Origin of the sequence: Micromonospora sp. HB375 (assembly GCF_017872985.1) — a bacterium.
GTDB classification, from domain to species: domain Bacteria; phylum Actinomycetota; class Actinomycetes; order Mycobacteriales; family Micromonosporaceae; genus Micromonospora; species Micromonospora chalcea.
This window is the reverse complement of sequence record NZ_JAGGJO010000001.1, coordinates 1,016,702-1,040,438: the sequence shown is the minus strand read 5'-3', so window position 1 is coordinate 1,040,438 and position 23,737 is coordinate 1,016,702. Positions and strand designations below refer to the sequence as shown.

Annotated in this window: 24 protein-coding genes; 8 read left to right on the top strand and 16 right to left on the bottom strand. The window is 73.9% G+C overall.

All coding sequences use genetic code 11. From position 1 onward, the window contains the following. The first annotated feature begins 25 nt into the window (after positions 1 to 25). Entirely contained in the window at positions 26 to 760 is a 735-nt protein-coding gene (locus J3R08_RS05045) for a YqjF family protein (protein WP_209960180.1), read from the top strand. Positions 761 to 850: 90 nt separating this feature from the next. On the opposite strand, the gene yidD is transcribed toward J3R08_RS05045, so the two are convergent. Further along, entirely contained in the window at positions 851 to 1,222 is a 372-nt protein-coding gene (gene yidD / locus J3R08_RS05040) for a membrane protein insertion efficiency factor YidD (protein ID WP_280841871.1), read from the bottom strand. Positions 1,223 to 1,343: 121 nt separating this feature from the next. On the opposite strand from yidD, the gene J3R08_RS05035 reads away from it, so the two are divergent. Further along, positions 1,344 to 2,204: an AraC family transcriptional regulator gene (locus J3R08_RS05035; RefSeq protein ID WP_064446879.1), complete on the top strand. Its 861-nt coding sequence runs from the start codon at positions 1,344 to 1,346 to the stop codon at positions 2,202 to 2,204. On the opposite strand, the gene J3R08_RS05030 is transcribed toward J3R08_RS05035, so the two are convergent. Together J3R08_RS05030 and J3R08_RS05025 are read right to left on the bottom strand one after the other, a co-directional pair. After that, positions 2,201 to 3,373, bottom strand: coding sequence for a phosphotransferase family protein (locus tag J3R08_RS05030; protein WP_209960178.1), 1,173 nt, complete (start codon positions 3,371 to 3,373; stop codon positions 2,201 to 2,203). The two genes, J3R08_RS05035 and J3R08_RS05030, sit on opposite strands and share 4 nt — an antisense overlap. Before the next feature lie 42 nt (positions 3,374 to 3,415). Beyond that, positions 3,416 to 4,570: a hypothetical protein gene (locus tag J3R08_RS05025; RefSeq protein ID WP_043326319.1), complete on the bottom strand. Its 1,155-nt coding sequence runs from the start codon at positions 4,568 to 4,570 to the stop codon at positions 3,416 to 3,418. Positions 4,571 to 4,814: 244 nt separating this feature from the next. Here J3R08_RS05025 and J3R08_RS05020 point away from each other — a divergent pair, with 244 nt between their 5' ends. Both J3R08_RS05020 and J3R08_RS05015 read left to right on the top strand, forming a co-directional pair. Beyond that, complete coding sequence (locus J3R08_RS05020) at positions 4,815 to 6,356, top strand: gluconokinase (protein WP_069087562.1); 1,542 nt, start codon at positions 4,815 to 4,817, stop codon at positions 6,354 to 6,356. Between the two features lie 22 nt (positions 6,357 to 6,378). After that, the gene (locus J3R08_RS05015) at positions 6,379 to 7,887 is read left to right on the top strand and encodes an SLC13 family permease (protein WP_043326323.1); all 1,509 of its coding nucleotides are present in this window, start codon (positions 6,379 to 6,381) and stop codon (positions 7,885 to 7,887) included. Between the two features lie 4 nt (positions 7,888 to 7,891). On the opposite strand, the gene J3R08_RS05010 is transcribed toward J3R08_RS05015, so the two are convergent. The 12 genes from J3R08_RS05010 to J3R08_RS04955 all read right to left on the bottom strand — a co-directional run bounded on the left by J3R08_RS05010 (position 7,892) and on the right by J3R08_RS04955 (position 19,595). After that, positions 7,892 to 8,176 carry a putative quinol monooxygenase gene (locus J3R08_RS05010; RefSeq protein ID WP_013474158.1) on the bottom strand — a complete coding sequence of 95 codons (285 nt, stop codon included), beginning with the start codon at positions 8,174 to 8,176 and terminating at the stop codon, positions 7,892 to 7,894. Positions 8,177 to 8,203: 27 nt separating this feature from the next. Continuing rightward, on the bottom strand, positions 8,204 to 8,962 hold the full coding sequence (locus J3R08_RS05005) for a MerR family transcriptional regulator (RefSeq protein ID WP_069087564.1): 759 nt from the start codon (positions 8,960 to 8,962) through the stop codon (positions 8,204 to 8,206). Positions 8,963 to 9,072: 110 nt separating this feature from the next. Next, positions 9,073 to 9,705 (bottom strand): hypothetical protein, encoded by a 633-nt coding sequence (locus J3R08_RS05000; RefSeq protein ID WP_043326326.1) that lies wholly within the window; start codon positions 9,703 to 9,705, stop codon positions 9,073 to 9,075. A 130-nt stretch (positions 9,706 to 9,835) separates the two neighbouring features. Beyond that, positions 9,836 to 12,115 carry a bifunctional diguanylate cyclase/phosphodiesterase gene (locus J3R08_RS04995; protein ID WP_181373807.1) on the bottom strand — a complete coding sequence of 760 codons (2,280 nt, stop codon included), beginning with the start codon at positions 12,113 to 12,115 and terminating at the stop codon, positions 9,836 to 9,838. A gap of 146 nt (positions 12,116 to 12,261) precedes the next feature. Further along, positions 12,262 to 13,767, bottom strand: a complete 1,506-nt coding sequence (locus J3R08_RS04990) for a hypothetical protein (protein WP_043326328.1) — start codon at positions 13,765 to 13,767, stop codon at positions 12,262 to 12,264. Next, positions 13,764 to 14,834: a hypothetical protein gene (locus tag J3R08_RS04985; protein WP_043326330.1), complete on the bottom strand. Its 1,071-nt coding sequence runs from the start codon at positions 14,832 to 14,834 to the stop codon at positions 13,764 to 13,766. The genes J3R08_RS04990 and J3R08_RS04985 overlap by 4 nt, the downstream gene beginning before the upstream one ends. A gap of 72 nt (positions 14,835 to 14,906) precedes the next feature. After that, on the bottom strand, positions 14,907 to 15,083 hold the full coding sequence (locus tag J3R08_RS04980; RefSeq protein ID WP_157539057.1) for a hypothetical protein: 177 nt from the start codon (positions 15,081 to 15,083) through the stop codon (positions 14,907 to 14,909). A gap of 2 nt (positions 15,084 to 15,085) precedes the next feature. Then, entirely contained in the window at positions 15,086 to 15,319 is a 234-nt protein-coding gene (locus J3R08_RS04975) for a zinc-ribbon domain-containing protein (RefSeq protein ID WP_043326332.1), read from the bottom strand. 78 nt (positions 15,320 to 15,397) lie between these two features. Next, positions 15,398 to 16,225, bottom strand: coding sequence for an SRPBCC domain-containing protein (locus J3R08_RS04970; RefSeq protein ID WP_187693774.1), 828 nt, complete (start codon positions 16,223 to 16,225; stop codon positions 15,398 to 15,400). Beyond that, positions 16,218 to 16,778, bottom strand: coding sequence for a helix-turn-helix domain-containing protein (locus tag J3R08_RS04965; protein ID WP_187693773.1), 561 nt, complete (start codon positions 16,776 to 16,778; stop codon positions 16,218 to 16,220). The genes J3R08_RS04970 and J3R08_RS04965 overlap by 8 nt, the downstream gene beginning before the upstream one ends. Positions 16,779 to 16,869: 91 nt before the next feature. Next, positions 16,870 to 18,213, bottom strand: coding sequence for a class I SAM-dependent methyltransferase (locus tag J3R08_RS04960; RefSeq protein WP_209960176.1), 1,344 nt, complete (start codon positions 18,211 to 18,213; stop codon positions 16,870 to 16,872). Further along, positions 18,210 to 19,595, bottom strand: coding sequence for an FAD-binding oxidoreductase (locus J3R08_RS04955; RefSeq protein ID WP_064446871.1), 1,386 nt, complete (start codon positions 19,593 to 19,595; stop codon positions 18,210 to 18,212). Before J3R08_RS04955 ends, J3R08_RS04960 begins: the two co-directional genes overlap by 4 nt. A 91-nt stretch (positions 19,596 to 19,686) precedes the next feature. Between J3R08_RS04955 and J3R08_RS04950 the strand changes: the two genes are divergently transcribed. From J3R08_RS04950 to J3R08_RS04940, 3 genes are read left to right on the top strand one after another with little or no spacing between them, the layout of a single operon-like run. Beyond that, positions 19,687 to 20,157, top strand: a complete 471-nt coding sequence (locus J3R08_RS04950; protein ID WP_069087588.1) for an aminoacyl-tRNA deacylase — start codon at positions 19,687 to 19,689, stop codon at positions 20,155 to 20,157. Between the two features lie 40 nt (positions 20,158 to 20,197). Then, positions 20,198 to 20,482, top strand: coding sequence for a DUF427 domain-containing protein (locus J3R08_RS04945; RefSeq protein ID WP_043330617.1), 285 nt, complete (start codon positions 20,198 to 20,200; stop codon positions 20,480 to 20,482). A 58-nt stretch (positions 20,483 to 20,540) separates the two neighbouring features. Continuing rightward, positions 20,541 to 21,257, top strand: coding sequence for an RICIN domain-containing protein (locus J3R08_RS04940; protein WP_113971947.1), 717 nt, complete (start codon positions 20,541 to 20,543; stop codon positions 21,255 to 21,257). 15 nt (positions 21,258 to 21,272) lie between these two features. Here the strand turns inward: J3R08_RS04940 and J3R08_RS04935 are convergent, their stop codons facing one another. Next, positions 21,273 to 22,571, bottom strand: a complete 1,299-nt coding sequence (locus J3R08_RS04935; RefSeq protein WP_064446869.1) for an MFS transporter — start codon at positions 22,569 to 22,571, stop codon at positions 21,273 to 21,275. A 71-nt stretch (positions 22,572 to 22,642) separates the two neighbouring features. Here J3R08_RS04935 and J3R08_RS04930 point away from each other — a divergent pair, with 71 nt between their 5' ends. Beyond that, complete coding sequence (locus J3R08_RS04930) at positions 22,643 to 23,728, top strand: GlxA family transcriptional regulator (RefSeq protein WP_209960174.1); 1,086 nt, start codon at positions 22,643 to 22,645, stop codon at positions 23,726 to 23,728. Positions 23,729 to 23,737: the final 9 nt, after the last annotated feature.

Below are 23,737 nucleotides of genomic sequence, written 5' to 3'. Positions count from 1 at the left end.
TGCGTCGGCGAGACAGGATGGACCGGTGGAGATCGAACCGGTCGAGCACGCTCCGGTACGCGCCATCCGCCGGTCCTGGCTGGCACAGCGCTGGCACGACCTGACGTTCCTGCACTGGGCGGTCCCGCCGGAGCGGGTGGCTCCACTGCTGCCCGCCGGCACCCGGCCGGACACGTTCGACGGGCTCACCTACGTCGGGCTGATCGGGTTCCAGATGGTCGGGCTGGGGCTCGGCGTCGGCCCGGGCGTGCCGTACTTCGGCACGTTCTGGGAGACGAACGTCCGGCTCTACTCCGTCGACGGCTCCGGGCGGCGCGCCGTCGTGTTCCGCTCGCTCGACGCGTCCCGGCTGGTGCCGGTGCTGGTGGCCCAGCTGAGTCTGCGCCTGCCGTACAAGTGGTCGGCGATGCGGCTGGACCGCTCCGGCGACACGCTCACCTACCGGTGCCGCCGCCGCTGGCCCGGTCCGTCCGGCGCGTCCAGCCGGATGACGGTGCGCGTCGGCGCGCCGATCGCCGAGCCGACGCCGCTGGAGCACTTCCTCACCGCGCGCTGGGGTCTGCACACCCGCGCGTACGGCCGCACCCTGCACGTGCCGAACTGGCATCCACAGTGGCCGCTGCACCGTGCCGAACTGCTGGACCTGGACGACGAACTGGTCACCGCCGCCGGCCTGCCCGCGCCGGACGGCCCACCGGTGAGCGTGCTCTACTCCCCCGGCGTCCCCGTCGTCTTCGGCGGCCCCACGTCGGCCGGATGACCGCCACCGCCTTGATCGACACCAGGTCGCCGGAGTGGCGGCATCCGGCGCACCGGGACACCGCCACCTCCCCGACGTGGCGAGGGCGCGTCAGCGCAGCGGGTCGTGAGTGCCGTGCGGCACGTCGGGACGGCATCGGCGTACCCGGTCGGCGGCCATCCGGCCGCCCACCGCCAGCCCGTACCGCTCGACCGCTGCGAGCCCGTACGCGCTGCACGTGGGCGAGTAGCGGCAGGTCGCCGGCCAGCGGTGCGACAGCCAGCGCCGGTAACCGAGGATGGCGGCCCGGCCGGCGCGGTCCACGGCGGGTCGGCGCACGACGCCGGCGGTCACCGAACCGAGGGTGAGCAGCATCGAGAAGAGGCCCAGGTCGCAGCAGCCCGGCCCGTCACAGGTGGGCACGTCGCAGTTGCACCAGTCCCGGCTCTTCTTCTTGTGGCGGTGCCGCTTCCGGAAGATCACCACGTCATGATGCGACACGCCCGCCAGTGCCGAATGAGGCGACCGGACCGGGTCCGGTGTGATCGGGTCTGTGGACGGCCGGGAACCTAGCGTCGAGGTCGTCACCAGGAAGGAACATCGGGTGCTGGATCGGCTCAACGCCGCGTTGGATTACCTCGAACAGCGGCTCGAGCAGCCGCTCGACGTGGCCGCGCTGGCCCGGATCGCGGGCGTCTCGGAGCACCACTTCGGCCGGCTGTTCTCGGCGCTGGCCGGGCTGCCGCTGTCGGAGTACGTCCGCCGTCGCCGGATGACGCTGGCCGGCGCGGACGTGCTCGCGGGGCGGGAGTCACTGCTCGACGTGGCGGTCCGCTGGGGTTACGGCTCGAACGAGGCGTTCGCCCGCGCGTTCCGGGCCGTGCACGGCGTCGGGCCGACGCAGGCCCGGCAGGCCGGGGCGGTGCTGCGGTCCCAGCCCCGGCTGTCCTTCCGGCTCGTCGTCGAAGGGAACACCAGCATGGACTACCGGATCGTGACCAAGGACGCCTTCCGGCTCGCCGGGCTGAAAGCGCGGGTGCCGCTCGTGCACGAGGGGATGAACCCGCACATCGTGGCGTTCGTCAGGGGCATCGACCCGGCCACCGTACGCCGCATCGAGGCGCTGTCCGACCAGGAGCCGCGCGGGATCGTCAACGTCAGCGCCGAGCTGGCCGGTTCCCGCGACGAGGGTGCCGAGCTGGACTACTGGTACGCGGCGGTGACCGGCGCGGAGGTGCCCGGCGATCTGGACAGCCTGCCGGTCGAGGCCGGTGACTGGGCGGTGTTCTCCAGTTCCGGGGCGTTCCCGGTGGCGGTGCAGCACCTGTGGCGGGCCGTGTTCACGTCCTGGTTCCCGTCCAACCCGTACGAGGCCCGCCCGGGGCCGGAGATCTCGCGGGTGCGGGTCGCCGAGGACGGCGGCACCGCCGACGCGGAGCTGTGGATCCCGGTCCGCCGGGTCTAGGGAGTAGCTGCCGCTCGCGCCAGCGCGGCCGGCACGTCGTGTACGTGGTACGGATGCTCGCTCGGCTCGATGGCGGCGAGGAACATCGCGTACACGGCGGCCAGCCGCAGCGGCGCGACCGGCCGGAGCAGGTCGACGGCCCGGTGCGGGTCGCTGCCCGGTACGTCGGTGCGCCAGCGCCGCGCCCACGCGCCGGTCAGCCGGGCGGCGGCGTCCGCGTCGACGTCCTCGGTGAGGCGCAGGATGTCGAAGGCGGGGTGGCCGACGAACGAGTCCGCCCAGTCGATCACCACCCGCCGCCGCCCGTCGCCGCGCACGTTGCCGGGGTGCAGGTCGCCGTGCACGAGCGTGTCGGGCAGGCCGCAGTCACGGACCTGCTGGAGCCGGTGGTCGAGCCCGTCGAGCAGACCGGCGGCCGCCGACACGTCGTGCCCGGCGAGCCGCTCGCGGATCCAGTCCGCCAGCCCCGTCCCGCGCAGATCCGGCACCCCGGCGGCGACCAGCTCACCGACGACCCCACACGCCCGCAGTTGCACCGCGTGATGCTCTACCGCGATGGAGGCACGCTCCCCTTCCCCGGCCCCGTACCGGTCCTGCCCCGGCACGTCCGCCAGCAGCATCCGCCCCTCCCCGTCGGCGGCGAGCACCGTCGGCCCGTTGACCAAGGAGCTCGGGTCACCGGGGAACGCCAGGACCGTGGGCTCGTGGCGGGCGAAAGGGGGGAGCTGCTTCAGCCACGTAGGGCCCGCGTCGGTGTCCAGGCGCCAGATGGCGGAGAGGTTCCAGGTGCGCTGCTGCGCCACCGCCGTCACCCGGCGGCCGAGCCGGCGCAGCTCACCCGCCGCCCAGGCGACGCTGCGCGCCGGGCCGCCGGCCCGCGCCCACGGCTGGCGCAGCGGGTGCGGCGCGAGGTCCACGGCAACCGGTTCCAGGGGTACGGCGGGAGCGTCGGCGGTCTGCGCCAGGTAGCGGACGTGGCCGCCGGGCGGCGCGGGACGGTCGGCGTCGAGCAGCCGCAGCACGGCGACTTCCAGACCGTGACGACGACGAACCTCGGCCACGATCGAGGCGACCTCCTGCCACCACGGCTCCGGTACGCCGAACGGCGGCAGCGCGCCGAGCGGACGGCCGGCGGCGTCGAGCAGGATCAGCGTGACGGTGCGGGACACGGCCGGACGGTAGCCGGACGCCCCGACGGGAGGCGAGCGGATTCAGCGCCAGACGGTGCGGCGCAACCCCTGGTGCCCGGCGCACACGTCGCGCTGGCCACCCGTGCGGCTGATCGAGCCGTCGCGGCACTGCACCAGCCAGCCGCGATCGGACCAGAACCCGGGTACGCACTCGAACCAGTCGCACACCCCGGCGGCCGGCCTGCGGATCCGCTGGCCGCCGCAGAAGTCGTACCCGAAGGGGTTCGCCGGGGCGCCGCAGCGGCGCTCGACCGGTGGCTGCGGCGTGCCGCGCGGCGGCGCGGGACGGGCGCGCGACGGCTCGGGGCTGGTCGTGGGCCGGACCTGGACGGCGGGCGCGACCTGCGGTGGCGCGGGAGTGCCGGTGGCCGCCGGGGTGGCCGCGACGGCGCGCTCCGAGCCGGCCCGGGTCGGCGGGTTGGACTCGAAGAGCATCGCCGGGACGACGAGCGCGAGCGCCGCGCCGACGGCCACCGTGCGCCGGCCGCCGGGCACCAGCGCGGAGACCCGGGCCTGGGCGGGGGTGAGCACGGGCGGGCGCTGGGGGCGCTCCGCCGCGTGTTCCTCGATCAGCTCGTCCAGCTCGGCCACGACCGCGGCGCGCTGCTCGATCGCGTCGGCGAACGCGAGCGTGAGCGTGAACCGGAAGTCGGCCACCGCGCCGGTGGGCAGCAGCAACCCGGAGGTACGTCGCCGGTCCAGCACCTGGATCAGGGTGACCGGCGCGCCGGGGTCGTGGGACAGGCCGGTCATCCGGCCGTACGCCCAGTCGCGCCTCCCGCGCCCGCCGAGCAGCACCAGCCGGCGGTTGGTGAGCACGGCGAGCCCGGCGTCGACCACCTTGACCCCCTCGGGGCGGCGCGGGCGCAGCACGGGCGGGTCGGGGTCGACCGTCAGCTCGGGGGCGGGCAGCACGGCGGTGTGCCGGACCTCCACCAGTTGCGCGGCCGGGAGCGTCCAGAAGACCACCTCACCGGGGGCCAGCTCCATCGGCAGGCCGACGCCCGCCTGGGCCGAGCCGTGGAAGGACACCGCGAGCGTACGCAGGCGGCGCAGCTCGTCGTCGCGGCGTCGCCACGCCTCGTCGGCCGCGCGGAAGGCCCGCTGCCGCCGTTCGTTCTGCCGGTGCGCCCACCGGTACCGCCATGTGGAACCCGTCGAATCAGTCTTCGTCACGCCGACTCCTCCGCCGCGCGAGCCCACCAATCGGGGTGTCATTCATGTCAACGATCCGGCAGGGGTACGAAGACACGCGAAAGTCGCCAATTAGACCGATCGGCTGATTGACCGACACTATCGACGGAAACTCCCCCGCGCTTCCCGGCGGCGCTGCTTCGTCATGCGCGCGCGGGAGCACGTCGGTAACGTCAGCCGCACAGCGGGGCGTACCGCGGCCCCCGGGCGGCGAGGAGGTGCACCGGTGGGCGACCCGGCCGTCGTGGTGGGCGTGGACATCGGCACCACCAGTTCCAAGGCGGTCGCGTTCGACACCTCCGGCCGGCAACTGGCGAGCCACTCGATCGGTTACCCGCTGGAGGAGCCGAACCCCGGCTGGGCCGAGCAGGACCCGGACCTCATCTACGAAGCGGTGCTCGGCGTCATCCGCGCGGTCGTCGACGAGCTGGCCGCGCCGATCGCCGGCCTGTCGTTCAGCACCGCCATGCACAGCCTGATCGGGCTGGACGCCGACGGCACCCCGCTGACCCCGTCGATCACCTGGGCCGACTCCCGGGCCAGCGCGCAGGCCGAGCGGCTGCGGGCGGTGCCGTCCGGGCTCGCGCTGCACCGCCGCACCGGCACCCCGGTGCACCCGATGGCGCCGCTGCCCAAGCTGGTCTGGTTCGCCGAGCAGGAGCCGAAACTGCACGAGCGGGTCGCGCACTGGGTCGGCATCAAGGATCTGGTGCTGCGGCGGCTCGCCGACGCGCTCGTCACCGACCACTCGGTCGCCTCCGCCAGCGGGCTGATGGACATCCACCGGCTGGCCTGGGACACCGAGGCGCTACGCCTGGCCGGCATCACCGAGGAGCAGCTCCCCCAGCTCGTACCCACCACGCACGTGCTGCCCGGGCTCACCGCCGAGGCGGCGCGGGCCACCGGCCTGCCGGCGGACACCCCGCTGGTGGTGGGAGCCGGCGACGGGCCGCTGGCCAACCTCGGCCTCGGCGCGGTACGCCCCGGCGTGGTGGCCTGCTCGATCGGCACCAGCGGCGCGATGCGGGTGATGGTGGAACGCCCCGGCGTGGACCCGCTCGGCGGCGTGTTCTGCTACGCCCTCACCGAGGACCGCTGGGTGGTCGGCGGCGCCATCAACAACGGCGGGATCGTCCTCCAGTGGGCGAACGACGCGCTCGCCCCGGAGCTGGGCGAGCACGCCGAGGAGGAACTGCTCGACCTGGCCGCCCAGGCGCCGGTCGGCTCCGGCGGGCTGATCATGCTGCCGTACCTGCTCAGCGAGCGGGCGCCGCACTGGAGCGCGCTGCCGCGCGGCGCGTACGTCGGGCTGACCCACGGCCACGGCCGGGCGCACCTGGTCCGGGCCGCGCTGGAGGGCGTCTGCCAGCAGCTCGCGCTGGTCCTCGCCTCGGTCCGGGCGGCCGGGAACGAGGTACGCGAGGTCCGCGCCAGCGGCGGCTTCGCCCGCAGCCCGCTGTGGCGGCAGATCCTCGCCGACGCGCTCGGCATGCCGGTGCGGTTCCCCGCCGGGCACGAGGGGTCCGGCTTCGGCGCGGCGCTGCTCGGCATGCAGGCGCTCGGCCTCATCGAATCGATCGAGGTCGCCGCCGACCTGGTCCGGATCGAAGAGACGGTCCGCCCGGATCCCGCCTCCGCCGCCACGTACGCGGCGCTGCTCCCGCTCTTCTCCGAGCTGTACGACGCACTGGTACCCACGTTCGCCTCACTGCGACGGATGGCGCCGAGCCTGCCGCCGGAACCCCCACCCACCGCACCACCCCGCTGACCGACCGAAGGGCGTGATAGCCGTGGTCACACTGCTCGCCGCACCAGCGGAACCGCTCACGAACGCCGGTGACACCCAGCTCGTCCTCGCCGCCCTGCTCGGCATCGCCGCTGTCGTGCTGCTCATCGCGTGGGGCAAGGTGCACCCGTTCCTGGCGCTGATCCTCGGCGCCGCGGTGCTCGGGGTGGTCGCCGCCGTACCCGTCGACAAGATCGTCACGTCGTTCAGCGGCGGCGTCGGCTCCACGGTCGGCGGCGTGGGCCTGCTGATCGCGCTCGGCGCGATGATCGGCGGCCTGCTGGCCGAGTCCGGCGGCGCGGACGGCATCGTGGAACGGGTGGTCGGCCGGGTCTCCGGGACCGCGCTGCCCTGGGCGATGGCCGGCGTGGCCGCGCTCATCGGCCTGCCGCTGTTCTTCGAGGTCGGCGTGGTGCTGCTGGTGCCGATCGTGCTGCTCGTCTCGCTGCGGGTGAACGTGCCGCTGATCAAGATCGGCATTCCCGCGCTGGCCGGCCTGTCGGTGCTGCACGGCCTGGTGCCGCCGCACCCGGGCCCGCTGGTGGCGATCGACGCGCTCGGCGCGAACCTCGGTCAGACGCTCGCCCTGGGCCTGCTGGTGGCGATCCCCACGGTGATCATCGCCGGGCCGGTCTTCGGTAACTTCATCGCCCGGTACGTGCCGGCCACCGCCCCGGCCGAGCTGCTGCCGACCCGGCGTGACGCCGACGACCGCAGCCCGACCCGTCCCGGTGACGGACGGCTCGACGCCGACGGCGACCTGGTCACCGAGGACGACCTGGTCAACCCGGGCACCGGGCGGCCCGGCGGCGCGATCGACGAGCCGGCCGGACGGCGCTCGCGCCGCGCCCCGGCGCTGTGGGCGGCGGTGGTCACCGTGCTGCTGCCGGTGGTGCTGATGCTGCTGCGGGCGATCGGCGAGCTGACGCTCGGCGAGGACACCACCGGCCGCAAGGCGCTGGACATCGTCGGCACCCCGATCATCGCCCTGCTGGCCGGCGTCATCTTCGCCATGATCTTCCTGGGCTACCGGTCCGGCTTCAGCCGTACCCAGGTCTCCGGTTTCCTCGGCGGCTCGCTGCCGCCGATCGCCGGCATCCTGCTGATCGTCGCCGCCGGTGGCGGCTTCAAGCAGGTGCTCGTCGACGCCGGCGTGGGCGACCTGGTGGCGAACGCCGCCGACGGCGCGAACCTCTCCCCGCTGCTGCTCGGCTGGCTGGTAGCTGTCGGCATCCGGGTCGCCACCGGCTCGGCCACCGTCGCCACCATCACCGCCGCCGGCATCGTCGCGCCGCTGGCCGACACGCTCGCCGCCCCCGAGGTGGCGCTGCTGGCGCTGGCCATCGGCTGTGGGTCGCTGTTCTTCTCCCACGTCAACGACGCCGGCTTCTGGCTGGTGAAGGAGTACTTCGGGTTGACCGTCGGGCAGACCATCAAGAGCTGGTCGGTGATGGAGACCATCATCTCGGTGGTCGGTTTCCTCGGCGTCCTGCTGCTCGACGTCTTCATCTAGCGGGTCAGGGAGCCTCGACGCCGGAGATGCGGAACTTGTGCACCTCGGCGCCGAGGATCTCCGTCACCTGCTCGGCCTCCGGGCCGGAGCCCCGGAACGCCAGCAACTGCTCGTCGGACTCCCACCGCTCGTAGACGTTGATCCGGCCCGGCTCGACCAGGTCCGCGCTGACCGCGAAGTCCACGCAGCCGGGCGCGTCCCGGGCCGCGCGGACGGCAGCCTCGCAGGACGCCAGGTAGGCGTCCCGCCGGGCCGGATCGACGTAGAGGGTGCCGGCGACGATGAGCATGCCGGCCATCCTGCCACCCGCACCCGGTCAGGACCGGGTGATCGCGTTGGCGTGGATCGCCTCGTTCAGGTACGCGGCCATCCCCGGCCGCAGCGCCTCGAAGTACGCGGTGAACCGCGGGTCCGCCACGTACATGTCGGCCAGACCGGTGTGGATCTCGTACGAGCAGTCGTACCACCACTTGGTGATGAGCTGCCGGTGCTCCTCGGCCAGCGCCATCGCCTCCGGGCCGTCAGCCGGCGCGCCCGAGTCCATCAGCGCGGCGAACCGCCGCCCCCACTCCTCGTTCTCCGCCTTGTTGCGCAGCCAGTCCTCCTTCGAGTAGCGGCCCGCGCGCTCCTGCGACTGCCGGTACGCCTCGGTGCCACCCCAGCGCTGCTCGGCCTCCTCGGCGTGCTCGTCCGGGTCGAAGTCCCCGAACACCTCGAACCGCTCCTCCGGCGTCAACTGGATCCCCAACGTCCTCGCCTCCATCGCGTGTTCGATCGCCGCGACCATCTCCTGGAGCTTCCCGATCCGCCCGGACAGCAGCTCGTGCTGCCGGCGCAGGTGCGCCACCGGGTCGGCGTCCGGATCGTCCAGGATCTCGGCGATCTCCTCCAGCGGGAACCCCAGCTCCCGGTAGTAGCGGATGAGCTGCAACCGGTCCAGGTCCGCCTCGTCGTAGCGGCGGTAGCCCGCCGACGTGCGCCCGCTGGGCCGCAGCAGCCCGATCTCGTCGTAGTGGTGCAGCGTCCGGACCGTCACCCGGGCCGCCCGCGCCACCTGCCCCACCGTGTACGCCATGGTTCCCTCCCTTCCGCGACCAAGGCTGCCGCCTTCCGCTGCGTGAGGGTCAAGCCGGAAAACACGACGACGCCCCCGACCAGGATCGGCCGGGGGCGTCGTCGGTGCGGTCAGTTGGTGACCTTCTCCTTCTCCGGGGCGGCGAAGGTCGCGGTCGGCGGGGTGCGGAAGGCGTGCACCAGGCCGGCGGCGGAGAGCAGCAGGAGCAGGCCCGCGCCGAGGTACACGGCCAGGGCGCCCTGCTCGGCCTTGCGGCCGAACTCGCTGAAGCCGTACGAGGTGAGCAGCAGGCCGCGCAGCGTCTCGCCCTTGAACACGGTCTCCCGCTGGGCGGTCACCTCGGCGAGCTGCTTCTGCAGGTCGGCCAGGTTCGCGGCGTTGCTCTGCTCGGCCTGGGCCACCTGCTCACGAAGCGCGCTCTGCGGCTCGCCCAGGTCGGCGTAGGTCTTGCCGCCGGCCATGTTCTTCAGGTGCAGGCCGATGTACTCGTTGGCGTAGCACTCCGCCTGCTTGCCGGTGGTCATCTTCTGGCCGGCGTACTCGCGCAGGCAGTCCGACTTCTTCTCCTCGTCGGAGAGCTTGTCCGCCGGGGTGAAGGTGATGTTCTGCTCGCCGAGCTGGCTGCGTACGTAGTCGTTGGCGAAGTTGGCGTTCGTCGTCAGGACGACGCCGACGACGAGCAGCAGGACCGCCAGGCCCAGCCCACCGATGCTGAACAGCAGGTCGAGAGTCCGTCGCTTCATATCAAGCTCCCGTGTGGAGGGTGTGTTCGTCTTGTTGACGAGAACCATCATGGCGGTGCCGGACCGCCCGTGAGCAGGGTCGAACCCCCTGTCCCGTCCGGGACCTTCGGCCCCCGTGGACCCGGGCCGGTCAGCGGTCCGCGCCCGCCCCGGACAACGCGGGAAGCAGATCGGTCAGGGCGGCCGGGCGGCCGTACCGCCAGCCCTGGCCCTGCCGGCAGCCGATCGCAGTGACCGCCGCGTGCTGCGCGACCGTCTCCACCCCCTCGGCCACCACGGCCAGGTCGAACGCGCCGGCCAGCCGGTTCACCATCTCGACTGTGGCGTACGCGCGGCTGTCCCCGGCGTCCAGCCGGGACACGAACGACCTGTCGATCTTCAGCTCGGTGGCCGGGATGCGGTGCAGATAGCTCAGCGAGGAGTACCCGGTGCCGAAGTCGTCGATGGCGATGCGGATGCCGAGGTCACGCAGCTGGGACAGCCGGTCCAGCACCGCCTCGCTGCCCTCGATCAGCGCGGACTCGGTGAGTTCCAGGGTGAGCGCGCGGGGCGGCAGGCCGGCCGCGGCGACCGCGCCGGTGACGGTGGCGATCAGGTCGGGCCGGCACAGGTGGGCGGCGGCGATGTTGACCGCGACCGTCACCTCCGGCGCGTGCGCGCGCCAGGTCGCGGCGGCCCGGCACGCCTCGTGGATGACCCACCTGTCGATCGCCACGATCAGCCCGGTCTCCTCCGCCAGCGGCAGGAACCGGGCCGGGGTGAGCACGCCGAGGCGGGGATGCCGCCAGCGCACCAGCGCCTCGGCGCTGCGTACCGCGCCGGTGTCGAGGTCGACGATCGGCTGGAACTCCATCAGCAACTGGCCCTCGTCCACCGCCCGGCGCAGGTCGGCGATCAGCTCGGCGCGGCTGACCGCCGACTCGCGCAGTTGCGGCGTGCACGTGCGGTACGCGGCCTTGCCGGCCGCCTTCGCCGCGTACATGGCGATGTCGGCGTCGCGGAGCAGGTCGGTGTGCGAGGCGTGCTGGGGCCCGTACTCGGCGATACCGATGCTCGCCGACGGGTGCACTCCCAGGTCCTCCTCGCCGGGCAGCGGCTCCAGCGCGGCCAGCAGCCGGATCGCGAGCCGCTCGGGCGGTACCGCGCGGTCCCCGGCGACCAGCACCGCGAACTCGTCGCCGCCCAGCCGCGCGATCATCCCGTCCGGGCCGACCGCGTCCCGCATGCGCTCCGCCGTGGCGGTGAGCAGCCGGTCCCCGGCGGCGTGCCCGAACCTGTCGTTCACCTGCTTGAAGCCGTCCAGGTCGAGCAGCACCACGGCGACCGGCCCGCCGGTGCGCAACGCCCGCCGCAGCCGCCGGACGAACGTCAGCCGGTTCGGCAGGCCGGTGAGCTGGTCGGAGTACGCGAGCCGGCGCAGCCGGCCGACCAGCCGCAGGTTCTCGTTCGCGGCCAGCCCCTGACGCAGCGCCAGTACGCCGAGCAGGGCCATCATGCCGACGAAGACCACGTGCGGGGTCTGCCCGCTGGGCCGCCGCGACAGCATGACCGCGACGATCGCGCCGCCCACCGGCAGGTACGGCAGCGCCACCCGCCACCACGGCGGCAGCGGTGACTCGACTACGTCGTCGTCGCCGTCCTCGTCGACCGGCGGCGGATAGCGGGTGGCCAGGCCGACCAGCAGGTAGCTCAGCGGCCAGCAGATGTCGACCGGGTGACCGGGCGTGTAGTTGCCGTGCGCGACCAGGGAGACGTAGACGGCGTCCGCGCCGGCCCGGATCGCCAGGCCCGCCCCGATCACGGTGAGCGCCCGCCACATCGGCCGGCCCGGACCGGCGACCGCCACCAGGATGGTGAGCTGCATCAGGTCGAACATCGGGTAGAGCAGGCCGAACGTACGCATCGGATCGGCCAGGCCGGCCTCGGTGATCTCCTGGAACACCACCACCCAGCCGATCGGGAGGAGGGCCAGCCCGACGATGACCCCGTCGAGCAGGGTGCGTGCCCGGCCGATCAGGCTGCGCGGGCCGGCGCGGAAACTGAGCAGGGCGGCGGTGCCGGTGACGATGCCGCCGGCGAACAGTCCGGCGACCAGCGGCGTGTGCGGCAGCCCGAGCCCGCCGAGACGTTCGACCGTCCACACCGTACGGCCGAGCGCGGCGAGGACCATGGTGACCGCGAGCAGCTCCCAGAACCGGCGTAGCGCGACCGGGTGGCGCCGCGCCGCGCCGACGCAGAGCACCGCCGCGAGGCTCGACACCGCCACCGCGCCGAGGTCGCTGACCAGCGCCGCGCCGGGCAGCCGGGCGACCAGCCAGGCCGTCTCCCCGAGTACGACGACGGCGGCCGCGACAAGTCCGACACGGCCGGCGAGCGGATGACGGGCCGGCGCAGCGGCGGCGAGGCTCACGTCGAGCTGGGGTACAACGATGCGCTCCGGCTCTCTTCCAGACGTGCACCCTCGACGCCGAGGGCAGGACGACGGACGGCGCAAGCCTAGTCAGCGCCGGGGGCCGCCGCCAGAGTCGACGGCTGTCGGTCAGCGGACCGTGACGGTCAGGACCAGTCCTCCGCCGGGGCCGGGTCCGGCGTTGCGGCGGCCGTGCCGGGCGGGCCGCCGTGCGTCCACGGCGTCTCCTCCGGCGCGGGGAACGCGCCACCCGGCAGGAAACCGTCGGAGAGGCTGGTCAGGCAGATCCGCTCGCCCACCTCCGGAACGCTGCCGGGCGGCGCGGTCAGCCCCCGGCCCATCCCGCCGGACAGCTCCAGCACCACCTCGGTCTTGCCGTCCGCGCCGGGCGTCACGAACACCACAGTCGCCTTCTGCGCCGGGCGCTGCGGCGAGTACAGCCTCGCGCCCACCGGCATCGGCACCGGCTCGGTGGTGACCACCTGGATGCGCGGGCGCAGCACCGGCCGTTTGCCGGAGTCGTCCACCCGCGCCGGGTCGGCGAGCGTCACCTCGCCGACGAACGCCTCCCCGGACAGCCGGTGCTCGGCCATCACCAGCGGATCGTCGTAGGCGCGCTGCACCGCCCACGCGGTCGACGCCCGTTCCAGCCGCTGCAACCGCAGCGCCGCCGCCACCGCGCCGTCGCGCCGCGGCTGCGGGCCGCCCCCGGCGTCGACGTGCTCGGCGTGCGCGGTGAACGCGTCCCGGTCACCGGCCCACCGGCCGGCCACCCGAGCACCGGCCGGCAGCGTCCGCAGCAGGCCGACGCCGCGCCACATCAGCTCCCAGGTGGGCGCGAGCTGGTCGCGCAGCAGGCCGGCGAGCTCGTCGTACGCGGCCGCGCGGGCCGCCGGGTCGTCCCCGGCCCGGGTGTACGCCTCGATCGCCGGGGCGAGCCGACGGTTGTCGAAGTCCGGGTCGGTGGCCGGCCCGGCCGGCGGGCAGTGTGCCGGGTCCTCGGCGCGGGCCGCCGCCTCGGCCCCGGTCAGCCCGGCCGGCGGGTCCAGCCAGCCCAGCACCGCCGGCAGATGCAGGTCCTCCACCACGCTCTGCCCGGTCGCCCAGTGCAGCGTCAGCGCCTCGGTCAACGCCAGCAGCGCCGACGAGCCGGGCTGCTCGGCACGCTCGGCGAAGAACGTCAGCCAGCGACCCAGCAGCGGCACCGACTGGTGCACCGGATAGTCGCCGTCGGTACGGCGGAACCGGGTCGAGCGCCCGAACAGCCGCAGGAACGTGATCCCGGCCGGGTTCGGCACCAGCAGTTGCGGCGCGTCGACGTACCGGTGGCGGACGTCGCGGCCCCGGTCCACCGGCACCGCCTCGGTCAGGTCACGGAACTCGTCCAGGTACGGCAGCACGATCGCGGCCAGCTCGGCGGCGAACGCGAACCGCTGGTCCCGGTTGCGCGGCTGCGGCACCACCAGCAGCCGGGCGTCGTCGGGCGCGGCGCCGACCATCGCGGCGAGCGGGGCGTTCGCCTCACCGGCGAGCGCGAGCGGCACCAGCACCAACGGCCGCTCCGACAGGTGCAGGTGCCGGACGGTGGCCACCGGCTGGGCCCGCCCGGAGGCGACCGCCTGCGCCCGGGCGAGCGCGCGCAGCGTACTCATGCGGTCTGCCCGGCGAGGGCGTCGGCGCGCAGGCGCGCGGCGGCCCGCAGCAGCGCGGCGGCCTCCGCCTGCCCCGGCTCGGGCGCGGCCGAACCCTCGGCGAGCGCCAGCACGTCGGCCACCTCCTCGACGCCGCCCAGCGCCTCGCGGACCGGCCGGCCCAGCGCGCCGGTCTGCCCGCGCGCCTCGTGCCGGCAGAAGTACGCCAGCTCGCACGCGGCCAGGCAATCAGGCGCGTAGCGGGCCGGCACCTCGTGCAGCGCGGCGGCGAGCGTCGCCGGATCGGCCGCCGGATCGACCGTGAACCCGGCCGGTACGGCGGCGAGCAGGTCCTCGACCCGGGCCATCCGGGCCAGCTGGCGGCGCAGCACCAGCAGCTGGCGGCGCACGTCGAGCAGGCTGGCCACCGGCTGGTTGGCGAAGTCGCGCGGGCAGACCAGCACCACCTCGTGCGACACCAGCTCCGGGTCGTGTCCCTCGGCGGCGAGCAGCTCGCGCAACGCCAGCACGTAGACAGCGGACTGGATCGCGGCGGCGGCGACCTTGCCCGGGTCGGCCTGCCCGTCGATCACCGGGAACGACTTGATCTCCACGACGTGGAACCGGCCCGCCAGCCGGGCGGCGACCAGATCCGGTTCCAGGTGCACCCGGGTACCCGCCACGTCCAGGCCGAGCAGCGGGTGGTCGAACAGCGCCGGGCCGTCGCCGCTCGCGGTGAGCGCCGCCCGGGACCGTTCCGGCCGGTCGTCGTCGGCGCCGAGGTCGGTCCAGGTCGCGCCCTCCGGGACGGGTACGCCGAGCCGCTCCGCGACCAGGCGCAGCAGTTCCTTCCCGCCGTCGGCCTTCACCTGCGCCTCGAACGCGTTGCCGCGGGTGATCGCGAAGCGGGACTGACCGAAGCGGGCCGGGAAGCCGAGTCGTTCGGCCAGCGCCGGCTTGTCCGCGCCCGCGCTGTCCAGCACGGCGCGGCGGGTGCAGCCGGGGTTGCCGGTCAGCGCGGCGATGGTACGGGCGTTGTGCCGCCGGGGCGGCCCACCACCCCTGATCCGTGCCAGCCGATCTTCCACCCGATGAAGTGTAAGGAAGGGCCCCCTGTTAACGCCTCCGGTAGAGGAAGGGCCCCTTATTAACACCGTGCGTCAGCGGTCGGCGGAACGGTTCCAGGGCGAGCGGGGCGACTGCGCGCCCGCGACCCGGCGACGCCGGCGGTGGTGCCGGCGCCCGGGCGTGCAGGGTGGACGGGCGGCGGTGTGCACCGGCGGGGCGGCCGGAGCGGCCGGCTGCCGGCCGATCAGCCAGTAGAGGAAGCGGGTCACGGTCAGCCGACCGGGAGGCGCTCGGCCTCGGCGCGGGAGATGTCGTACTCGGCGCCGCAGAACGTGCACTGCTGCGCGTACCGGGTGCGCAGCGGGATCAGCGGGACGAAGAAGAGGCTGAACTTGGTGACCCGGCGGGTGATCACCTGGGCGGCCTGGTTGCCGCAGTTGCGGCAGACCTCGGTGACGACGCCGGACCGGACGACCTTGGTCCGCAGCCCGAAGATGAAGAACATCGCCCGGCATTACCCACCCGGGCGCCGTGTTAAAAGGGGCCCCCTCCTCTACCGGAGGCGTTAAGAGGGGGCCCTTCCTTACAGCCAGATCGGCTTCCAGTTGGGCACCTCGTGGAAGCGCCGCAGCTCGGCCCACCCGGCCACGTTCCCGCTCCACGCCGCGTACGGCGGGTTGCCCTCGTCGAAGCCGGACTGCACGAACGTCAGCTTCGTCCTGCCGTCGGACTCCGCCAGTTCCCAGGACGTCACGCCGACGGGCCCCCAGTCGATGGACAGCGCCCGCCCCGGCGTCACGTCGAACACCTTCGCGGCCTCACCGGCGTCGAGGCCGCCCATCGCGTACCGGCCGCCCTCCCAGGGCTCCACGCCGATCGGGTAGCCGAACCAGGCGGTGACCTGCTCCGAGTCGGTGAGCGACGTCCACACCTTGTCCATCGGGGCGTCGATGACCACCTCGCCGCTCAGGTCGGCGGAGGTGAAGTCGGTACGCGGCAGCAGCGGCCGGCCGTCCAGGTGGTCGTTGAGGTGGGCGATCGCCAGGTACCAGTACGTCTGGAGCACGCCCCGGATGCTGCTGCCGCTCATCGCCTCCGCGTAGTCGAAGTGGCTCTGCCGCAGCGTGAGTATCGTGCCGTCGCCGTCGGGCTCCAGTTCGAACTCGGTGGTGGTCTCCACCCCGTCGAGCGTCCACGCGAAGCGCAGTGTCCGGTCGTCGACGTGCAGCAGCCGCTGGTGTGGCGCGTCGCCCTCGGGTGTGTAGCGGCCCCAGAACTCGTACCGCCGCGGCAGCTCGACCTCGGCGTGCTCGGCCAGCCAGACGCGCAGCTCGGCGGGGTCGGTCAGGGCCCGGCGGACGGTGGCCACGGGTGCGGCGAGGCGGGCGCGGATGGTCATCGGCTCACTCATGCTTGTCGCCTTTCGGGTAGCAGGCCACGGCGAGTTTGAAGGCGTCGCCCTCGGCGCCGCCGTAGCGCGTGAACAGGTCCTGCAGCGTCGTCTGCAGGTCGTGCAGGAACTCCTGCCGCCGCTCGGCGGGCACCCGGATCTCGCCGGAGACGCCGACGGACGGCAGTTCGGGGGCGGCGCGGTCGAGCGCGGCGATGTCGGCCTGGACCTCTTCCATGAGGTCGAGCAGGTAGCCCAGGCTCAGCTCGTCGCGGGCGCGGCGGGCGCCGCCGATGCGGCCGACCAGGCGGGGCGAGAGCCAGTACGACCGGGCGGCGGCCTGGTAGATGCCCTCGGTGATGCCGCGCACCTGGCGCTGCGCCACCTGCTCGGCCAGCCCGGCCGCGACGAGCTGCTTGACGTGGTAGTAGACGCGCTGCGGCGTCTGTTCCAGCCGGGCCGCGACCTCGGTGCAGGTGCGGGGTTCAGCCAGTTGCCGTAGCACCTCGATGCGCTGCGGCTTGAGCAGGGCTTCGGCCTGCTCGCGCTGTTCCAGGTACAGGACGTCTCTCATGGCAAAATCAGTTTGTACGTACAAAACTTCTTTGTCAATGACTTCGACGAGAGGCCGCGCGGTCCGCGCGGCCTCTCGTCGGTACGACCGGTCAGGGCGTCCAGTCCGGACGCAGCGGGTACCCGTTCACCCCTTCCGGGCCGTTGTGCGTGGCGAGCACGTGGTGCAGCTGGATGCCGTTGCGCTCGAACGCCAGCCGGGAGCCGGCCATGTAGAGGCCCCACACCTTGGCGGTGCCCGGCCCGACCTCGCCGACACAGAAGTCCCAGTGCTCGACCAGGTTGCGGCACCAGCCGGCGAGCGTCAGCGCGTAGTGCTGGCGCAGGTTCTCCTCGTGGTGCACCTCGAACCCGGCGTCGTGGATCTCGCTGATCAGCCGGCCCGGACCGGCCAGCTCGCCGTCCGGGAAGACGTACCTGTCGATGAACGCGCCGGAGCGGTGCGGCGCCCGGTTGTCGGCCCGGGTGATGCAGTGGTTGAGCAGCCGCCCGCCGGGCTTGAGCCGGGAGCGCAGCGCGCCGAAGTAGGCCGGGTAGTTGCGCACGCCGATGTGCTCGGTCAGCCCGATCGAGGAGATCGCGTCGAACTGCTCGTGCGGCGCGTCCCGGTAGTCCAGGTGGCGCACCTCCGCCAGCTCGCTCAGCCCCTCCCGCTCGATCGCCGCCTGCGCCCACTCGGCCTGCGCGCGGGACAGGGTGACGCCGAGCGCCTTGACGCCGTACTCCCGGGCCGCGTGCCGGACCATGCCGCCCCAGCCGCAGCCGACGTCCAGCAGCCGCATCCCCGGCTTGAGCGCCAGCTTGCCGGCGACCAGGTCGTACTTGGCCCGCTGCGCCTCTTCGAGGGTGTCGCCGGGGCTGCGGAAGACCGCGCAGGTGTACGTCATGGACGGCCCGAGCACCTTCTCGTAGAAGGCGTTCGACACGTCGTAGTGGTGCGAGATCGCGCTGCTGTCCCGGGTACGCGAGTGACGCAGCCCGGTCATCAGCCGCCGCCAGCGCGGGGCCGCCTCCTGCGGCGGGGGCGGCGGCGGACGCAGCCGTTCCCAGCCCAGCCCGCGGACCAGCGCGAGCGCCTCGCTCATCGCCGGGATCCGCAGCGGCACCTCGTCCTTGATGACCCGCAGCGCCTCGTACGGGTCGCCCGGGTGCACGCCCTCCAGCCCGAGGTCGCCGCTGACGTAGGCCCGGGCCATGCCCAGGTCGCCGGGCGCGGTGAGCAGGTAGGACAGGCCGCGCTCGGTGTGGATCGCCAGGGTGATGCCGGCGTCGGCCGGGCCCACCGCGCTGCCGTCGTAGCCGGTCACCCGGACGGGCAGGTCGCCGGTGGTGACCGCGCGGACCACGTCCGCGACTGTGGGTCCGGTACGCCGGCCGCCCGCCGGCGGGCCGGCCGGGGCGCTCGCCGCCCCCGGTGTTCGGTCGGTCAGACTCATGCTCGGGATACCGCCTTCTCGTACAGTCCGGTGAGTCGGTGGTCCGGGTCGTAGCGGTCCTTCACGGCGCGCCAGGTCTCCCCGCCGTAGAGCCGGTCGAACTCGCCCCGGTCGTAGTACGCGTCGGAGTAGAGCGACTTGTGACCGCCCACCTCCGACACCATGCGCTCGATCTGGCGGTTGACGTCCCCGTCGGCGGCGCCCGCCGCGATGGGCACGCTTCCCCAGAAGCCGATGTTCACATACGTTTCGCCCGGTCGGAGCGGATATAGCGGCCACGCCTTCGCCGACCCGGGGCCGGCGGGCTCGCGCAGCCGCAGCGGGCACAGCCACACCGGCGTCATGCCCACGTTCGCCGCGAACCAGCGCAGGAACTCGGGCGTGCGGTCCAGCGGGACCTCCACGTCCTGCACCACCCGCTCGCGGGCCGGGCGGCCCCGCCACCTGTCGACGCGCGCGGCCACCTGGTGCCGGTGCTCCAGCCGCACGATCCGGTGGTAGACGTCGCTGCGCCGGTAGCGCCGCGGCCACAGCCTCCGCACCACCGGGTGCTGCACCCCGAACGCCGCCGAACACCAGAACCAGTCGGTGTCCCAGCGCCAGAGATAGTCGTACGCGGTGAGCGTGTCCCGGGTGCGCCGGCGCAACGAGCGGTAGTAGATCTCCTGGCCGGTGTAGTCGGACGGACCGTCCTCGGCCTCGTCGGTGAACGTGCCGAGCACGAGGTACGCCTCGCCGGGGCTGAACATCACCCCGTCCATGGCGTCGACCGGCTCGCCGCCCCAGGCGCCCTTGGCCACCACCTCGCCGACCGCGTCGACCAGTTCCTCGAGCCGGGTGAACCGGATGTTGCGCAGCGCCATGTGACGGCGTACCGGTTGCAGCTCGATGCGCAGCCGGGTGGCGTAGCCGAGGCTGCCCAGCGAGTTGGGGAAGGCCCGGTGCAGCTCGGCGTGCTCGCCCCGGGGCCGGGTCGTGACGATCTCTCCCGAGCCGGTGAGCACGTCCATCTCCAGCACCGACTCGTGCGGCAGGCCGTTGCGGAAGGAGGTGGACTCGATGCCCAGCCCGGTCACCGCGCCGCCCAGCGTGATCGTGCGCAACTGCGGCACGACAAGCGGCATCAGGCCGTGCGGCAGCGTCGCGTCGACCAGATCCTCGTAGGTGCACATGCCCTGCACGTCGGCGGTGCGGGCCGCCGGGTCGACGGCGAGCACCCCGGTCAGGCCGCTCACGTCCAGACCCGGCGTTCGCGGTGCGGAGCGCGGCCGGAAGAGGTTCGAGGTCTGCTTGGCCAGCCGTACGGGTTCCCCGGCGGGCACCGCGGCGTAGGAGCGCCGCAGCGTGTCCACCGCCCGTTCATGATCACGGACAGCGTGCATGAGATCACCTTACGCGCGGGTACGACAATTCGGGGGACGTCCACGATGGCCTCGCCGACTCACGGTCGGCGCGCGCGTTACCGTGACCGCCATGGCGAATCCCGCGCTGACCGCTCTCGACCACACCGGCCTGCCGTACCGGGTCATCCGGCACGGCCCGGTGGCGAGCCTCGCCGAGGCGGCCGCGGCGCGCGGCGTCGAGGTGCCGGACGTGGTCAAGACGATCGTGGTCCGCCGCGGCGAGGGCGACCTGCTGTTCGTGCTGACCCCCGGCGGCCGGGTGATCTCCTGGCCGAAGCTGCGCGCCCTGCTCGGTGTCAGCCGGCTGTCGATGCCGGACGCCGAGGCGGCGAAGGCCGCCACCGGGTACGCGCGCGGCACCATCACGCCGTTCGGCTCCACCACCGCCTGGCCGGTGGTCGCCGACGAGCGGCTGCGCGGCCGGGAGATCACGCTCGGCGCGGGCGAGCACGGCCTCGCCGTCGCCGTCGACGCGGACACCGCGCTGGCCGCGCTCGGCGCGACTGTGGCCGACGTGACAGACGAGGAGCCGACGCGCTGAGCGGTGGCCGGTGGAGGGCCGGCGGCATAGCGTGGAGGACATGCCGAAAGCCGTCTGGAACGACCTCGTCGTCGCCGAGAGCGACGACACGGTGCTGGTCGAGGGCAACCACTACTTCCCCCGTACGGCCCTGCGCGAGGACCTGATCCGCCCCTCCGACACCCACACGGTCTGCCCGTGGAAGGGCACCGCCTCCTACTACACGCTCGAACACGGCGGCGTGACCAGCCCGGACGCCGTCTGGTACTACAGCGACCCGAAGCCGGAGGCGGAGATGGTCCGCGACCGGGTGGCGTTCTGGAAGGACGTCCGGGTCGTCGACTGAGTCACCGTGCCGCCGGGGTGACTGGCACCCGGCGGCCCCGGTGGGTCACCATGCTCCCATGGCCGACCCGCACTCCGACCCGTCCGGCACCGTCTACGGGGCCCGCCGCGCCCGTGGCGCCCGTGGTCTCCGGCTGCCGCAGGACCCGCTGATGCGGATCGCGCTGGGCGTCGGCGTGACCGGCGTACTCCTCGGGGCCTTCTTCGCCACCGGCGTGCTCGGCGGTGGCGACGAGCGGCCGGTGGTGCCGGCGGCGGCAGTGCCGACCGCGACGGCGAGCGAGCCGAGCGCGGAACCGTCGGCGGAGCCCACGCCGTCGCCCTCGCCGAGCGCGGCGCCGACCACCCCGGCCGCGCCGGTGGCCACGCCGAAGGTGCTCCGGGGCGTGCCGTCCGGGCGCTGCCTCGGCGTGACCGGCGACGAGGCCGAGGGCGCGCAGGCAGCGCTCGCCGACTGCACCGGCGGGCCCGAGCAGCAGTGGGTGGTCACGCCGGTCACGAACGACACCTACCTGCTGGTCAACGCCGCGAGCAGCAAGTGCCTGGACGTCAACGAGGCGAAGACCGACGACGGCACGGACGTGCAGCAGTGGTCCTGCAACGGGCAGGCCAACCAGCAGTGGCGGTTCCAGCAGGCCGGCGACGGCGTGGCGCTGCTGGTCGCGGTGCACAGCGGCAAGTGCGCGCAGGTCGACGACGCGGGCACCGAGCCCGGCCGTGAGCTGGAGCAGGCGCCGTGCAGCGGCGCTCCGGAGCAGCAGTGGGCGGTCGGCTGACCGGCAGCGCGGGCGTCAACCCCGGTAGCTCCAGGCCCGCCGGCCCGCGACCACCGGGAGCGCGAACGCCGGTTCGTCGGCGGGACGGCGGCGCAGCAGCAGCGACAGCCCGGCCGCGCCGACCGACAGCGCGCCCGCCACGTACCAGGCCATCGCGTAGTCGCCGAGCCGATCCCGGACCAGCCCGGCGCCGGTGGCTGCGAGCGCGGCCCCGAACTGGTGCGCGGCGAACACCCAGCCGAACACCACCGCCCCGGACGCGCCGAACCACTCCCGGCACAGCGCCACAGTGGGCGGCACAGTCGCCACCCAGTCCAGCCCGTAGAAGACGATGAAGACCAGCATGCTCGGCCGGGCCGACCCGGCGAACAGGCTCGGCAGCACCAGCAGCGACGCCCCGCGCAACGCGTAGTAGGCGCCGAGCAGCAGCCGCGCGTCGACCCGGTCGGTGAGCCAGCCGGAGGCGATCGAACCGGCGATGTCGAAGAGCCCGACCAGGGCGAGCAGCCCGGCCGCTGTGGTCTCCGGCATGCCGTGGTCGTGCGCGGCCGGCACGAAGTGCGTACCCACCAGGCCGTTCGTGGTCGCGCCGCAGATCGCGAAACCAGCGGCGAGCAGCCAGAACGGCCGCGTCCGCGCGGCGGCGGCGAGCGCGCCGACCGCCCGGGCCGCCGCGCCGCCCTCCGGCCGGGCCGGCGGCACGACCTCCGTCGCGCCGTAGGCGGGCCGCCCCAGATCCGCCGGGTGCTCGCGCAACAACCACACCACAAGGGGTACGACCGCCAGCGCGGCCCCGGCCACGACGAGTGCCGCCGTGCGCCAGCCGTGGTCGCGCACCAGCACCGCCAGCAGCGGGAGGAAGACCAGCTGCCCGGCCGCCCCACCCGCGGTGAGCACACCCGTCACCAGGCCCCGGCGCTTGACGAACCAGCGCCCGGTCACCGTCGCCACGAACGCCAGGGCCATCGAGCCGGTGCCCAGCCCGACGAGGACGCCCCAGCACAGGATGAGCTGCCAGCTCTCGGTCATCGCCACGGTCAGGCCACTTCCGGCGGCCACCAGCACCAGCGCGCCGGCCACCACCCGGCGGATGCCGAACCGGTCCATCAGCGCGGCGGCGAACGGCGCGGTGAGCCCGTACAGCAGCAGGTTGACCGAGACGGCGGCGGAGATGGTCGCCAGCGGCCAGCCGAACTCGGCGTGCAGCGGGTGCAGCAGCACGCCCGGGGTGGCCCGGAAACCGGCCGCGCCGACGAGCGCGACGAAGGCGACGGCGGCGACGAGCCAGGCCGGGTGCAGGCGGGATCGGTTCACCAGCCGAGTCTCGGACCGGGGTGGCCTCGCCGACGAGTGGCCGGAAAGCCATCGTGCGCAATAATCGGGCCATGTCCGTACCGCACCGGGTCGCCGTCCTCGCCCTCGACGGGGTGGTGGCACTCGACCTCGGCACCCCCGCCCAGGTCTTCGGCGCCGCGCGCACCGACGGCGGCGTCCCCCTGTACCTCGTCGCCACGTGCACCCCCGGCGGGCAGCCGGTACGCAGCAGCGCCGGCTTCCAGGTGCTCCCCGACCACGGCCTGGAACTCCTCGACACCGCCGACACCGTGATCGTCCCCGGCATCCACGCCGGCGCGCCACTGCTCGACGGCACGGTGGCCGCCGAGGTGGCCGACGCGCTGCGCGCCGCGTACACCCAGGGAGCGCGCGTCATGTCCATCTGCACCGGCGCGTTCGTGCTGGCCGCCGCCGGTCTGCTCGACGGCCGCCCGGCCACCACCCACTGGGCGTACGCCCCACGCTTCCGTCGCCTGCACCCCGGCGTACGCCTCGACCCCGACGTGCTCTTCGTCGACGACGGGCGCGTGCTCACCTCGGCCGGGGTGGCCGCCGGCATCGACCTGTGCCTGCACGTCGTCCGCACCGACCACGGCAGCGCGGCGGCCAACCGGGCGGCCCGGCGCTGCGTGGTGCCGCCGTGGCGGGACGGCGGGCAGGCCCAGTACATCGAACGGCCGGTGCCCCGGGGCACCGACCACGGCACCGCCGCCACCCGCGAGTGGGCCCGGCAGCGCCTGCACGAGCCGGTGGCGTTGCGCGAGATGGCCGCGCACGCGCGGATGAGCGTCCGCACGTTCACCCGGCACTTCCGCTCCGAGACCGGGCTCAGCCCGGCGCAGTGGATGCTCCAGCAGCGCACCGAGCACGCCCGGGTGCTGCTGGAGACCACTGACCTGAGCGTCGACCGCATCGCCCAGGACGCAGGTTTCGGCACCACAGCCGCGCTCCGCCAGCACTTCCACGCCCGGGTCGGCGTGGCCCCCACCGCCTACCGCCGCACGTTCCGCCACCCTTCCCCCGCGGCGTCCCCCGCGACGTCCCCGCGTTCCCCGCGCCCCGCTCCCGTCGATCTTGGAGTTGTGGCGCCTGGAAGGCCGGACGTGCCGGAGTTGTCCACCGCCACAACTCCATGATCGGCGGCG